General features: G+C 54.4%; 9 protein-coding genes and 4 pseudogenes. 8 read left to right on the top strand and 5 right to left on the bottom strand.

What is annotated here, in order from left to right; translation table 11 throughout:
* The 5 genes and pseudogenes from AO277_RS04865 to AO277_RS04840 all read left to right on the top strand — a co-directional run.
* On the top strand, positions 1-1,428 hold a 1,428-nt coding region (locus tag AO277_RS04865), incomplete at its 5' end, for a putative bifunctional diguanylate cyclase/phosphodiesterase (protein ID WP_099258772.1).
* Between the two features lie 493 nt (positions 1,429-1,921).
* Positions 1,922-2,107 (top strand): Com family DNA-binding transcriptional regulator, encoded by a 186-nt coding sequence (locus tag AO277_RS04855; protein WP_080268116.1) that lies wholly within the window; start codon positions 1,922-1,924, stop codon positions 2,105-2,107.
* Between the two features lie 11 nt (positions 2,108-2,118).
* Entirely contained in the window at positions 2,119-3,414 is a 1,296-nt protein-coding gene (locus tag AO277_RS04850; RefSeq protein WP_044319514.1) for a glycoside hydrolase family 68 protein, read from the top strand.
* Between the two features lie 88 nt (positions 3,415-3,502).
* Positions 3,503-4,684 carry a glycoside hydrolase family 10-like protein gene (locus AO277_RS04845; protein ID WP_044319515.1) on the top strand — a complete coding sequence of 394 codons (1,182 nt, stop codon included), beginning with the start codon at positions 3,503-3,505 and terminating at the stop codon, positions 4,682-4,684.
* A 797-nt stretch (positions 4,685-5,481) separates the two neighbouring features.
* Positions 5,482-6,104 (top strand): annotated as a pseudogene (locus AO277_RS04840) (glycoside hydrolase family 25 protein).
* A gap of 39 nt (positions 6,105-6,143) precedes the next feature.
* Here AO277_RS04840 and AO277_RS29555 read toward each other — a convergent pair.
* From AO277_RS29555 to AO277_RS04815, 4 genes and pseudogenes are all read right to left on the bottom strand, one after another.
* Positions 6,144-6,284, bottom strand: a complete 141-nt coding sequence (locus AO277_RS29555) for a hypothetical protein (protein ID WP_005730672.1) — start codon at positions 6,282-6,284, stop codon at positions 6,144-6,146.
* Between the two features lie 348 nt (positions 6,285-6,632).
* Positions 6,633-9,576 (bottom strand): annotated as a pseudogene (locus tag AO277_RS04825) (Tn3 family transposase).
* Between the two features lie 3 nt (positions 9,577-9,579).
* A pseudogene (locus AO277_RS04820) lies at positions 9,580-9,732 on the bottom strand (helix-turn-helix domain-containing protein); the annotation flags it as partial.
* 74 nt (positions 9,733-9,806) lie between these two features.
* Entirely contained in the window at positions 9,807-10,628 is an 822-nt protein-coding gene (locus AO277_RS04815) for a C58 family peptidase (protein ID WP_044319516.1), read from the bottom strand.
* 300 nt (positions 10,629-10,928) lie between these two features.
* Here AO277_RS04815 and AO277_RS04810 point away from each other — a divergent pair, with 300 nt between their 5' ends.
* Together AO277_RS04810 and AO277_RS04800 are read left to right on the top strand one after the other, a co-directional pair.
* Positions 10,929-11,120 (top strand): hypothetical protein, encoded by a 192-nt coding sequence (locus AO277_RS04810; RefSeq protein WP_044319517.1) that lies wholly within the window; start codon positions 10,929-10,931, stop codon positions 11,118-11,120.
* Positions 11,121-11,615: 495 nt separating this feature from the next.
* Complete coding sequence (locus AO277_RS04800; RefSeq protein ID WP_044319518.1) at positions 11,616-13,835, top strand: hypothetical protein; 2,220 nt, start codon at positions 11,616-11,618, stop codon at positions 13,833-13,835.
* Here the strand turns inward: AO277_RS04800 and AO277_RS04795 are convergent.
* Positions 13,811-14,008, bottom strand: a pseudogene (locus AO277_RS04795) (transposase); the annotation flags it as partial. The gene AO277_RS04800 and the pseudogene AO277_RS04795 overlap by 25 nt on opposite strands.
* On the opposite strand from AO277_RS04795, the gene AO277_RS29550 reads away from it, so the two are divergent.
* Positions 13,919-14,227 (top strand): addiction module antidote protein, encoded by a 309-nt coding sequence (locus AO277_RS29550; protein WP_371411865.1) that lies wholly within the window; start codon positions 13,919-13,921, stop codon positions 14,225-14,227. The pseudogene AO277_RS04795 and the gene AO277_RS29550 overlap by 90 nt on opposite strands.
* Positions 14,228-14,297: the final 70 nt, after the last annotated feature.

The following is a 14,297-nucleotide window of genomic DNA, read 5'->3' as shown; positions in this document are numbered from 1 at the left end:
TTTATCGCCACGGCGGCAAGTATCGTGCTGGTATCAATCGGCATGCTGATCATTCTTCGCCATCAGTACCGCGACTTCACCAGCCTAGTGAACGCCCAGTTCAAGACTGAACAACTGAGCAACGCGAACCTGTTGTTGGCCAATCGGGACAGCCTGACCGGCCTACCTAATCGTCGGCATTTTTTCCAGACACTGGATACGGCGATGAACGAGGCACTGCTACAGCGGAGCGGGCTAGCGGTGGGTGTGCTGGATCTGGACGGGTTCAAGCCTGTCAACGACCTGTATGGCCATAGTGTCGGTGACCGGCTGCTGATGCTGGTCGCTGAACGGCTGACCACTGCTGCGAGCGATACCGTGCACGTGTCTAGGCTGGGCGGTGACGAATTCGCGCTGGTCATCAAGGGCGACATCAGTAACGAGGCGTTACTGATGTTCGGCAAGCACCTTTGCACGTTGATGCATGAAAGTTTCGAACTCTCGGAAATACCGATCCAGATCGGCGCGACTCTGGGTTTCGCAACGTATCCAGCTACCGCCGACAATGCTACCCAATTGTTTGAATATGCCGACTACGCCCTTTACCAAGGCAAGAATCACAACCCCGGGTCCACTTGCATATTTTCGGCCAGTCACCGTGAACAACTTAGTGCCGATGGCGTAACCGAGCAGGCATTGCGGCGGGCGAATCTGAAGACGGAGTTTCACGTTTTGTTTCAGCCGATCATTGAAAGCTGTACACGCGAAACAGTGGCTTTCGAGGCGCTGGCACGCTGGGACAGTCCAGTACTCGGCGCGGTATCGCCTGCGCATTTCATTCCGATTGCCGAGCGGATCGGCATGATCAACGAGCTGACCGCCCCTTTGTTAACGCAGGCGCTACAGCGAGCATTGTCCTGGCCGTCGCCGATCAGGCTGTCGTTCAATTTGTCGGCCCATGACTGCGCGACCTGGGAAAGCGTCAAGAGAATTGTCGATATAATCGAAAACAGTGGTTTTGACGCCTCACGACTTGATCTGGAAATCACCGAAACGGCTGTCATGCAGGACATTGACCAGGTTCAACAGGCTATCCTCCGGTTCCGTCAGTTGGGTTGCGGGATTTCCCTTGACGACTTTGGCACCGGTTACACTAGTCTCAGCCAGTTGCACGCCTTGCCGCTGACCAAACTGAAGATTGATCGCAGTTTTGTGAGGTGCGTGCATGACAATCCGGCCAGCTACAAGATCGTCAAGTCGCTGGTGGCCCTAAGCCTGGACATGTCATTAGGATGCGTGATCGAGGGTGTCGAGACGCAGGACGAGCTGAACGCGCTGACGAGTCTGGGCTGCACGATGGTCCAAGGCTACTTCTACAGCCCGCCGATAACGTTCGCCGAAACACTCGTGTGGATTGAGGCGCCGGATGACGAGCGCACGTTTGGTTAGCCGGACTCGCTCAACGTCTGTCTTCCCTAAACAGTCGCATTAATTGCCCTCAGCCGTCGCAGCTATTTCGAAAATTTAAAACAGCCGATTGAGGCCTTCGCCAATCAGATGTCGCGTTTATTTCAGAAACCGACACTGGTCGCAAATACCATGAGCTGAGTGGCACATAATCCGAGCCAGCGGCTACTGATAGTCGCAATTAATGTGAGCCAGCGGTTTTCGATTGCAAGCCGCTACACGTACCGTTTATCCGGGCCAATGGCGCAACTGTGGTCGAACTGGTGTTGAACTCCGGCCAAACTCGACCCACCCCGAAACTGCCCCTTTCCAGCCTTTCCGGAGGGAGGTAAAAAGGCACCACGATATGCGATTTGCGCCTCAGGGCAGCCGCCGGATACGGGCTTTTCAACAGCACCGACCGGTAAATTGCGATTACCCAAACCCCGCCCAGGCGGGGTTTTTCTTTGGGCGAAGCAAAAGGAGACCAGTGCAAGTGTTGAAAGACTATAGATGCGGGCAGTGCAAGAAGCTGCTGCTTCGCATGGGTGACTACACCGAACTCCAGATTAAGTGCCCCCGCTGCGGGACATTGAATCATGTGAAGGCCGTGAGCCTTGAGTTATCGCCTTTGAGCGAGAGAGGTACAGCAGCGTCGCTGCTGCCTCCCACAACTATTTAAAGGTATCAATTATGTACAATAGCAACTCTGCTGTAAGCCAGCTCCAAAATAGTCCTCTCGTAGATAACATCAAATACCCACCTACTGTCTGGTCCCGCGCCGATGCGCTGAAGGTCAATGAAAATGACCCGACCACGACGCAGCCATTGGTCAGTGCGGACTTTCCGGTCATGAGTGATACGGTATTTATCTGGGACACCATGCCGCTGCGAGAGCTCGACGGCACGGTGGTTTCGGTCAACGGCTGGTCAGTGATCATCACCCTGACGGCGGACCGCCATCCTGACGACCCTCAGTACCTGGGGCCCGACGGTCGCTATGACATCAAGCGTGACTGGGAAGATCGACATGGCCGCGCACGCATGTGCTATTGGTACTCGCGTACCGGCAAGGACTGGATTTTTGGTGGCCGTGTAATGGCCGAGGGGGTATCGCCCACCACTCGAGAGTGGGCGGGCACACCCATACTGTTGAATGACAAAGGCGATATTGATCTCTATTACACCTGCGTCACGCCCGGCGCAGCGATCGCCAAGGTACGTGGCCGTATTGTGACGTCCGATCAAGGCGTTGAGTTGAAAGACTTTACCCAGGTCAAAAAACTGTTCGAGGCCGACGGCACGTATTATCAAACCGAAGCGCAGAACTCGAGCTGGAACTTTCGCGATCCCAGTCCGTTCATTGATCCCAATGACGGCAAGTTGTACATGGTGTTTGAAGGCAATGTCGCCGGTGAACGCGGCTCGCACACAGTAGGGGCTGCCGAACTTGGCCCTGTGCCACCGGGTCACGAAGACGTGGGGGGTGCCAGATTCCAGGTGGGTTGTATCGGTCTGGCGGTCGCAAAGGATCTCAGTGGTGAAGAGTGGGAAATACTCCCACCGTTGGTAACTGCGGTTGGCGTTAACGATCAGACCGAACGTCCGCATTACGTGTTTCAAGACGGCAAGTATTACTTGTTCACCATCAGTCACAAGTTTACGTATGCCGAAGGTCTTGAAGGGCCAGACGGGGTGTACGGTTTTGTCGGCGAACATTTGTTCGGTCCGTACCGGCCCATGAACGCTTCCGGCCTGGTGCTCGGCAATCCGCCCGAGCAGCCTTTCCAGACGTATTCGCACTGCGTCATGCCAAACGGTCTGGTAACTTCTTTCATCGACAGCGTGCCCACCGAAGGCGAGGACTATCGTATCGGCGGGACCGAAGCGCCGACGGTGAGAATCCTCTTGAAAGGGGATCGCTCGTTCGTGCAGGAAGAATATGACTACGGTTATATTCCTGCGATGAAAGACGTGCAACTGAGCTGACACGCCGCTCCCATACGATGCCTGAAAAACGCCTGTGAGAGCAGGCGTTCTTCGTTCACTCAGAACCCTTTACAAAGGAGATACCGCAATGGCAACTGCGAACAAAAACCTCAAGGCGACTTGGGTCGCGACAGTTACGAATCTTGACTGGCCGTCAGTCTCATCTGTGGCCATCACTGATGAGGCTGCACGTGTCAGTAAACAGAAAGAAGAATTGACCGGCATTCTTGATGAGATTGTGGCAATGAAAATGAATGTCATCATATTCCAGGTTGTTCCCTGCGCAGATGCATTCTACGCATCAGACCTGCTTCCATGGTCGAAGTATCTGACGGGTACGCTCGGGAAGAATCCCGGCTTTGACCCACTGGCTTATGCTATCGAGCAGGCGCATGCACGCAATATTGAGCTGCACGCATGGGTGAACCCGTACCGCCTATCAATGAACGCCAGCGACGCCACAATCGAAGAGCTGAACAACTCATCATCTGACTCCCCGGCCAGTGTGTTTAAAACGCATCCTGAATGGACGGGAACCGCAGCGAACCGCTTTGTTCTCAACCCCGGCATACCTGAAGTTCAGACGTGGGTTAGTAGTATTGTTGAAGAAATTGTCACTAAATACGATGTTGATGCCATTCAATTCGATGATTATTTTTATAATGAAACTGCAAGCTCGCTGCTGCAGGATGATGCCACCTACCAGAAATACAACACTAACTTTACCACGAAGGCCGACTGGCGGCGGAATAACACTTATTCGCTGGTTGATACATGCCATAAGAAAATAGCCGCCGTAAAAGCAGATGTCTTGTTTGGCGTCAGCCCGGCAGGCGTCTGGCGGAATAAATCTGACGACCCGCTGGGGTCCGATACGCAGGCCGGTGCGTCTAATTACGATTTCGCGTATGCAGACACACGGAAATGGGTCATTGACGGCATCATTGATTATATCGCCCCGCAGGTCTACTGGCCGTTTGCCCGTGAGGTTGCCCGTTATGATGTCATCACACAGTGGTGGGCGGATACGGTCAGCGGAACCGGCACAGCATTATATATTGGTATGGCTCTGTATAAAGTGGGAACGGCATCAGAAACCGAGCCCGACTGGACTGTCGAGGGGGGCGTGCCTGAAATTACCCGTCAGCTTGACCTGAATGATTCTCTGACTGAGGTTTCCGGGTGCATGTTATTTCGACATATGTTTCTGCGGGCCTCACAGACTCAGCAGGTGGTCGACTACCTGAAGCTTCGCTGGGCTGACATCTAATATTGTATTGTCGGGGCTTGGGGAACAACGTAACAGAAAGTGCACTTAAGCCCAGTGCCTGTCCGTAACGCCTAATGCAGCCTGGCCAATACGATAAAACCACGTTTTATGATGCCGCTTCAGCGAGCGCCACAGTAGGTTATATCACCCTAAAAAGCGGTGCCATAAACTCGTTCAGAAAATCAAAGTTCGCTAATCCCCAAAATCTGAGGGGATTAGCAAACTCTAACCATGCCTTACGTTGGCTTTCAGTTCCATTGCTCCCTACCCCCCGTTTTGGAGGTTGAAAGCTACCTCGAATGGAGTCACGCCGAGCAAGCCTACATCCTACATGCCCCTGCCGTTGGCCTGCCACCGCCTGGCGGCAGTCTTCACTCTATCTAAAGGAAATGACGATGAACGTTAGCTTTTTCATGCACAGCCACGCAGGTTGCTAGAGCCGAGCCGCTGGCGGCGAGTTTTGCCCGTACGCACCTTGCATGAGATTCCCAATGGAAAAATCCGAAGAAGACCTGTGCTGCACTTGCCGCACCGAAAATTCCGACGCGCAGTAGATAACGTTGAACCAACAGTAGAAAAGCAGCCACTCATAGCTTGGGCTGCCGTTTAAGGAACTGCAGACTTATTCGGTTTTCGTTCCAGCAATGCTTTGGGAGTATTGGTTTACAAGGGGGCAGCAACTAGGTTTTAAATAAATAAAAATCTTCCTGGGCTTAGACAAAAACACATATATTCCGACTGGTCCGCCAATTATAAATGGTTTTAAAATTCTCAGACACGAAAAACAGGAGAGATTCATGAGCATAATTAAGAAAGGTATTGATCTATCGCACTTTCAAGGTGATATTGATTTTAAAAAAGTTTTTGATGCTGGTGTTGAGTATGCCTTTATCAAGGCAACAGAAGGCGCTACCGTACAGGACAAAAAATACACCACGTATCGTACTGACGCTAGAGCCGTCGGAATTAGAACGGGGGCATATCATTACTTTCGTGCGCTCAGTAGCTCGCCGGAAGCACAACGAGATAACATAGTTAGTACACTTACTGCTGCCGGTTTCGATGCATCTACTGAGTTTTTTGCAATCGATGCGGAGCTCGAAGGTAACGAAAAAGCTACCCCGGACGAAATGGCTGATAACCTTTACAAACTGCTAACTTTATTGGATAATGAAAAAATCCTAAAGAGAAAAAACCATTTATATATTGCGATAATAACTTCTGGATGAATCATATTTCAGGAGAAAAATATGCATTTGGTGAATACCCTCTGTGGATCGCTAATTGGGATGTCAGTGAACCTAAGGTTCCAGCTTCATGGGAGGTAGCAGGTAAAAGCTGGTCAATTTGGCAGCACAGTAACAAAGGTCGCATCGCGGGCATTGAGGTTGATGTAGATCTTAATTGGGTTCGTACTTGATCCAGTGACTTTGCGAAAGCATGTTTATCGTTCAAAAAACTAGTTTTTTTGGACGATAAAGCCGAAGATGTTGCCGCTGAGTTCCAGCACCTGGCCTTGATGCCGGCGGCGGTCGAGTGGTTCGCCGCCAATATCGACAACCCATGCACGCGCCGTGCGTTCAGTAAGGGCCTTGCTCATCGGTTTGTTGCCGCACGGGATACAACTTCGGCTCACTCTACTTCCACAAACGGCTCACCGCGCCCTACTGATCCAGATGGTGGATATCGTGGGCCCACCCCAGCTTCTAAACTAGGCTATGTACGTAAAGTGGCTGTGCTCGGTGATGCTGCGTTAAAAACAGGCTCGGAATGCTCATTTACAACACGTAGACTCCGCTTCCTCGCCTGTTTTTGCCTTGCCTGACCTTCGCTCGCCGACTTTTCGTACAGAACCTAGTACTTTATCGGTATTCCCCTATCGCGATAACCTCTTGACCAGTGCTTGACCATTAAAGGGGAGCCTAGAGAATTCGGAAAAAATCGTACGCTAAGGTTTTCCGAGCTGTCGTAACGGCCTGAATTTACCGTCTTCCAGCTTGCGGCTCTGCCGCCAAACGTAATCGCCGGTTGCTCCCAGCCCAACGGCGACAGGTACTGATACAGATCGGTATTCACCGGCTTTCCGGCGTCAGTCAGCCCTTGGGTGGCCCGCTCCAGGTAGACCGTGTTCCACAGCACGATGGCGGCGGTCACCAGGTTCAATCCGCTGGCCCGATAGCGCTGCTGCTCGAAGCTCCGATCCCTGATTTCACCGAGGCGATTGAAGAACACCGCCCTGGCCAAGGCGTTGCGCGCCTCGCCTTTGTTCAGGCCTGCATGCACACGGCGGCGCAGCTCGACACTTTGCAGCCAGTCCAGGATAAACAGCGTGCGCTCGATCCGGCCCAACTCCCGCAGAGCCACGGCTAGTCCGTTCTGGCGTGGGTAACTGCCCAGTTTGCGCAACATCAACGAGGCGGTGATGGTGCCCTGTTTGATCGAAGCGGCCAGACGCAGGATCTCGTCCCAGTGAGCGCGAACGTGCTTGATGTTCAGCGTGCCGCCGATCATTGGGCGCAGTGTCGGGTAGTCCTGCACGCTCTGTGGCACATACAGCTTGGTTTCTCCAAGGTCGCGGATGCGCGGGGCAAAACGAAAGCCCAGCAGGTGCATCAGGGCGAAGACGTGATCGGTAAAGCCCGCAGTATCAGTGTAGTGCTCCTCGATCCGCAGATCTGACTCGTGATACAGCAATCCATCGAGCACATAGGTTGAATCGCGAACACCGACATTTACCACGCGAGTGCTGAACGGTGCGTACTGATCGGAGATGTGGGTATAGAACAACCGCCCCGGTTCGTTGCCGTACTTCGGGTTGACGTGCCCGGTGCTTTCGCCTCGACCGCTTGCGCGGAAGCGCTGGCCATCGGACGATGAGGTGGTGCCGTCTCCCCAGTTGGCAGCGAAGGAATGACTGAACTGGCTGTTGACCAGTTCGGCAAGTGCCGTCGCGTAGGTTTCGTCGCGGATGTGCCAGGCTTGCAGCCACGACAAATTGGCGTAAGTCATGCCCGGACTCGAATCGGCCATTTTGGTCAGTCCGATGTTGATTGCATCGCCGAGGATTGCGGACAGTAGCAGGGTTTTATCCTTGGCTAGGGCCCTATCCTTCAGGTGGGTAAAGTGACGGGTAAATCCCGTCCACTCGTCCACGTCCATCAGCAGCTCGGTGATTTTGATGCGTGGCAGTAGCTGACTGGTCTTGTCGATCAGCGCTTGGGCGGTGTCCGGTACCGCCGCATCCAGCGGCGTGATCTTCAGTCCGAACTCGGTGAGCATCGCGTCGGGTAGTTCATTGTCCTTGGCTAGCTTGGCGACGGTGGCCAACTGCTCATCCAGTAGCTGCAAGCGCTCTTCCAGGTACTGGTCGCTGTTGGGGTTGATCGCCAATGGCAGCGCCTGTTCCTTCTTAAGCGCCGTAAACTTCGCGGGTGGCAGCAGGTAATCTTCAAAGTCACGAAACTGCCGGGCCCCCTTGACCCAGATGTCACCGGAGCGCAGCGCGTTTTTCAGCTCGGACAAGGCGCATATTTCGTAAAAGCGCCGGTCAATGCCCTCCGGCGTGATTACGAGCGGTTTCCAGCGGGGCTTGATGAACACGGTCGGCGCATCCGACAATTGTCTGCGTTCATCTCGCGCAGCTGCTGGATGGCATCCAGCACACGTTGCGCTGCTGGTGCGGCCCGCAACTGAAGAACCTCCAGAAAGGCCGGAGTGTAGCGGCGCAGCGTATTGAAGTTCTCGCTGACCAGGTGCAGATGGTCGAAGGCCTCTGGGCAGGCCAGCAGCTCGGCATCAGTGACGCTTTGAGCGAACTCATCCCATGGCATGACCGCCTTGATGACGGTGAAGGGATCTTCGCCCGAGGCTTTGGCGTCCAGCAGGGCCTGTCCTATCTTCGAGTACAAGCGCACCTTGTCGTTGATCGCCTTACCCTGTTTCTGGAACTGCTGCTGATGCTTTTTCTTGGCGCTGCTGAACAGCTTGATCAGGATGCGGTCGTGCAGCTCCACCAGTTCATCTGTCACCGTTGCGGTGCTCTCCAGCACCATGGCCACCAGGGTGGCGTAGCGCCCTTCGTTCTCGAACTTGCCTAGATCGTGCGGTGTCATCTGCCCACCTTCATGGGCAAGCTTGAGCAAGCGGTTCTGGTGGATCTGCCGGTCGAGCCCTTCAGGCAGGGCCACCAGTTGGAAAATCTTCAGCCGCTCGATGTGCTCCATCATGTGTCGCGAATTCGCTTTCAACGGTGACTGCCGCAGCCAAGTCAGCCAGGTGCTGTTGCTACCCGCCTTGAGGGTTAACAGTTCGTCGAGCTTGTTGCGATGTGACTGATTCAGCGGCTCGATCAAGGTACGGTAGATCCTACGATTGGCTCGTGCCACGGCTTCGGAGCAGGCACGATCGATCACCGTCAGGGTGGGCAAGATTCGTTTTTGCTGACGCAGACTCTCGAGAGCCTGCCCGGCCAGTAAAAGGCCTTTGTCGGTCTGATGGGCCAGGTCGGTCAGCTCGCGTACCAAGGCACGAAAGTCCGACAGCCCGAATGGCAACAAGCCGAGATAGGTGCGCAGCTCTTGGGCGTGTTCACGGCGGGTGACATCGCGCTCACCGTACTTTGCCCAACTGTCTGGAGCTGCCTGAACCTGTCGGGCCACCCACTCAATGACCGGATCGGGCAGCAAGCTGTCGCTGGCCAGCGCGTAACCGGGATAGCGCAACAGACAAAGTTGCACGGCAAAGCCGAGGCGATTGGCATCACCCCGTCGCTGACGGATCAGCGACAGGTCGGACTCGTTGAAGGTGTAATAGCGGATCAGGTCATCTTGGCTGTCCGGTAGTGCAAGCAGGGTGTCGCGCTCACTGGCCGAGAGGATCGAGCGACGGGGCATGTGTCAGTCATCCGTGCGAAGGTATTGGTAGAGGGTTTCCCTATTTATACCGAACTCACGAGCCAACTGGGCTTTCGGTTCCCGGAAGCCCAGTTGCCGGACTGCGACGGCCTGTTCGTCTGACAGGGTCTTCTTGCGAGCCCGGTAAGCTCCACGTTACTTGGCCAGGATGCCTTTTTCGGCGGACTGCACTGTATAGGAACTTTGAAATCCCTATACATCGAGCTGCGTCACTCCACACGCTGAATAACCATGCTCTCCAATTGCAGGTGCCCATTCAGTCGACTGCCGTATCTGGTCATCAGATTCTGGAACATCGAAGGCAACTCCGGTAAAGTGGTAGAGAACTCGCCATAGTTTGGATCAAAGACGTTCACACTGCCTTCGGAGCTGGAAGCAGTGATGGCATGCCTTACACGCTTTCCATTGTTTTCAAAGCACAAGCTGATCAAATGGGCGCTACCATCGCGCGCAATTTTTTGCAATGCGGTCGATTGCCGATCCGCATGGAATACCGAGGGTTCACCTACAGGCTGCAAATCTTGACTTCGCAAAAGGGTTTTGCGCGCCGATATTCGACCTGCTTCTCGCTGCTCCCGCGACCCGCTCACTGAACCTGCTGCATTTTCGTATTGGTTCTGGATGTCTGAAGCATGGTCAAGATCCAGCGCCTCCATTCTGTAACTCGCCTCCCCCTCATCACGCAATCGCAGCCATTGGATTGCCAAGCCCATACAAGATTGACTAGCGTTCGCATTATTCAACGCTGCAATTCTATAGTTAAATACTGCGTCGATATCCGCCTCAGAGGACTCAGCAGAGGACACGTCGTCATCTGAACTACTCAAGGCCTTGGACGATGAACAGCCGCGTTCCACAGATTGGTGAGTAAGTATTTCTAACCGATGAAGACCAGCCCCTGACCTGACCCCCGTTCTGCCACGTTGAACGATGCTAGTAGCCTGCTGCTTGTCTTCCTCCGCTGTCGAAAAGCTCTGCTCGAGCCGCTCTCTGGTTCGGCGCGACAACTCAGTGGACCGTAGCAAAAGCATCTCACGCCCTGCTGGAGCCGTCGAAGTAGGCGGTACCTGCGGACTGTTCGAGGGTCTAGCGCTGCTAGAGTCGCGAGCGCTCGCTCAGACTCTGTGTACCCACCTAAATAAGCGCCAGATGACCCTGCTCTGTTGATACTCACCATATGCTGATTTTCTCCGCTTACTGGCTTGCAGGGTAACTGATCCTGCAAAATTAGAGTGTGTGGCAACGAGCAAGAAAAAGTTCCATCTTGATGCATAGACATTTTTAAATTCCTATGCATAAGGTCTGTCGCTCTCGTCGAGACCGCCGCTTGGATGTACTCATGGCTGGACTTGGAACTGGGTGACGGGAATTTCTGGGATTCCGGCTTACAACCCGACCTGTATCAGTACCTGTCGCCGTTGGGCTGGGAGCACATCAACCTGACCGGCGATTACGTTTGGCGGCAGAGCCGCAAGCTGGAAGACGGTAAATTCAGGCCGTTACGACAGCTCGGAAAACCTTAGCGTACGATTTTTTCCGAATTCTCTAGGCTCCCCAAGAAGGCAATCGATAACCGAGGCATACGGATCGTCTCTGTGGATCCGCCCACCAGCCATCAAGGCATGACGGCTTAGTCGGGTGATGAGTTCACCGACCGCATGTCCCATTCGTTGCGTAAGATGTTCACCCTTCTAGCATTTGTGATCAGGGTTCCTGTGTGCCCTCCCCGGGAAATCAATTGGACTGAATCATCTCACTGTCGCTCGAATTCGATCCAAACCAGAATGGGATAGTCATACATTGTCTTTGGCCTGAGGCGGCTCAGTACACGACACGTTATGAACCCCGTGACAGGGGTAGGAATCTCGTTCATAAAATGTCCCTCAGCGCTTTGGCTGTGCAGCGGCCCAGCAATCCTGCCAAGTCTATTATCAGACTCTGTTTCGAAGCTGTCTTTGGAACCCTCCTGTGATTTCGAACACTCATTGGCGGGGCGTCGGCTCTTGCCGGCTGGTCAAATGAACAACAATGTCGAGGCAGCGATGAAGCCCGTTCAATCAGTTAGTGCAACACAACACTACAATCCTCTAACCAATCTTGGGCAAGAAGCGTCATGCTCTCATGAAATAAGTGGCATCACGCAAACAGAGGGAATGCAGGCCACCGCTGCAACGACGCAGACCGCAGAGCAACTTACCACGGCGCGCGTTAGAGACATCACGGCGGCGGCCAAGGTCATACCGGACGGGACGACTGTGATGTCGCGCAAGCCGGAAGACCTCAGCCAATTGCAGACTGCCTATCTGGCCGCCAAAAATGCGCCCACGCACCCTGACCTCTACCTTAAGCTCTGCGAAACTTTTCGGGTACACGACGAGCGCCACGCCAGCGAAGGCCATGAGAACATCTGCGCGAAGACCATGACTGCTCGGATAGACGACGATGCGATCCGTGTAATGGCATATGCCTCTAGGGGCATGCATGGCGGTGATGTGAACAATTTCCTAAAGTTCAGCTTCAACTCTGGCCTGCCAAACCCTATCAGCAGCGCGTTACCCAGTATGCTTACGTTCGGTGCGTCAAGCTTCATCGGCGCCGTCCACGGACCGTGGTCTGGTTTCGGCAGCGCGCTTGCGTTCGCGGCCGCCAAGCCGTTCATGGCCGGCGGCATTCAGCCTGCCATTGTTTCGTTGTGCGACAACATCCGCGGACGTAATGCGGCAACCGTGCTGGCCAAAGGCGAAGTCAATGACGAGATCTGGTTGGATGCCGCAGCCCAGACTCTGGAGGGCCTGAACGAGGACACGCGTCGTGCTCTGACTTCTTTCGATGATGCTGTGCAGGCCGCGATTACGTCGGTGGGGATAAGGGATCCGAAGTTTCTCGAAACGGACGAAGGACTTGAATTGTTTTTCGATCATTTGAGCGATACCCACTTCAATTGTCTGCGCGAGGCCCTAGAGGGCGTCAATAATGCGCTGCAGAACACCGCTCCGCAGACTCGGGAATCACTTAGAGCCTTGGAAGAGGCAAGCCGCCCGAACATGCTTGAGCAACGCGAGACTACGCTGAAAGCCGAGTTTTCAAACCTTCGCCAGAAGGAAGGAAATGATTGGCAGCGCATCCCGCGCAGTCTCCGCGCGTCGGGCGGTACGTTGACCTCCGGACTGTCAGGTCTGAAGAGAGACGAGATACCGACACGCATGAATCCTGCTCTTGACCGGAAAAGCCATTTTGAGGGGCTCAACGCGCTCGCAAGTCCGGCTGTCGGTACCTCCTATGCGGCAGCGATCTCGCTATTACAGTCGCCTATGGCTGGCCTGGACGAGCGGAACAAGCAGAAATTCAATGTCAAGGCAGCTATCGTGTTCTACGACGCCTTCACGCCCGAAGGTAAGCAGCGCTATTTGGCCGGTGAGGAAATGGACCCGGACCGCGACGTCGACCAAGCGAAGCTGCGCGGGGTCTTCACTTCGGTGTCGGAGTACATGGTCAAGTCGACCCAAGAGAACCTGAAACAGCGACAAAAAGTGCTTGGCGTCGAAATCAGCGAGGCGGGGCATGCGCTCAATGCCTTGCCTGAAAACACTTCGAGCATCACTCCTCCCGAGATCCGCGCAAAAGTCGAACGCTATAAGGCGCTGTCGGCCGACATGTCTGCGGTGACTCAAGCCATCCGCGAAGGGAATCCGAACTTCTTGACCGATTTGCCGGACGGAGAAGTAAAGAAGGCTTTCGACGACTGCGTAAATAGCGGCGGCATGCACGTATTGGAAAACATGACCAAGGTGAAGTACGCAAAGCAGGGCGAACTCAAGGCCCAGTGGACGCAGAAGGTCTCCACGGACGTATCCATGTTCGGCCTGGCTGGCCAGTTCACACCCTCGATCGTCAATAAACTCGCTGCAGCGATCTGCGGCGGCGCAGGTCATATCCCCAATGCGGTTGTCGGATTTCTCGGTGCCTACAGCCTTGCGGCCTCATTCATCGGTGCTCAGACGCAGTTTGCGGCAATCAACGCAAAGAATAACTTCCGCGAAGGTAACCCTAAGCCAACGAGCCTGCAGACATTCATGCGCGGCAACCTTGCGCCGGTTATGCAGGCGAGTGCCAATCGCCATAGTCAGCATGCGTTGCAGGGTGCGGAGCAAGCGATCAGCACTGCTCGACAGGCTTTAAACAGCAGTCTCGGCCAGAATTTGCGCCGTCGCCCTAGTGCCCGCACGCAGCAGGAATAAGTGTCATCTTGCTGACGCTGCTCTTGGGGCTTGCTGTAGACCTTGATCCAGGCGTAAAGGCTGTGCACGGACATGCCCAGGCGCTGGGCGACATCGGCCACAGGTTTGCCTTTTTCGGTCACTTGCTTGACCGCTTCGATCTTGAATTCTTCGGGGTAACGCTGACGACTCATGGCACCTCCTATTTGGGCCTCATTATGAGGCTTGGAGGTGTCTACGAAACCAGGGTCGATTCAGTTGTCGCAAGGGCCAAATGGATGACCGAGCTTGCGCGTGAGACAGGTCTGTCTCGAGAGCAGCTTTACCGGTCGTTCAGTAGCAAGGGCAATCCAACCTTAAAAACCATGTTGACGGTAATGAGAGCCTTGGACATGACAGCTCGAATGCACTGATTGTCAACGCCAACTAAAAAGTGACCCCCTTCCGTGCTAAATCGCCAACTTAGTTTTGACCCCCCTCGGG

The sequence above is a fragment of the Pseudomonas amygdali genome (assembly GCF_002699855.1).
Taxonomy (GTDB): Bacteria; Pseudomonadota; Gammaproteobacteria; order Pseudomonadales; family Pseudomonadaceae; genus Aquipseudomonas; species Aquipseudomonas amygdali.
This window is presented reverse-complemented; position numbering and strand designations above follow the sequence as displayed.

Coding starts and splice junctions, on each gene's coding strand:
- AO277_RS04850 (WP_044319514.1), top strand. CDS start 2,119: ATGTACAATAGCAACTCTGCTGTAAGCCAGCTCCAAAATAGTCCTCTC.
- AO277_RS29555 (WP_005730672.1), bottom strand. CDS start 6,284: ATGAGCAAGGCCCTTACTGAACGCACGGCGCGTGCATGGGTTGTCGAT.
- AO277_RS04800 (WP_044319518.1), top strand. CDS start 11,616: ATGAACAACAATGTCGAGGCAGCGATGAAGCCCGTTCAATCAGTTAGT.
- AO277_RS04815 (WP_044319516.1), bottom strand. CDS start 10,628: ATGCTTTTGCTACGGTCCACTGAGTTGTCGCGCCGAACCAGAGAGCGG.
- AO277_RS04845 (WP_044319515.1), top strand. CDS start 3,503: ATGGCAACTGCGAACAAAAACCTCAAGGCGACTTGGGTCGCGACAGTT.
- AO277_RS04810 (WP_044319517.1), top strand. CDS start 10,929: ATGTACTCATGGCTGGACTTGGAACTGGGTGACGGGAATTTCTGGGAT.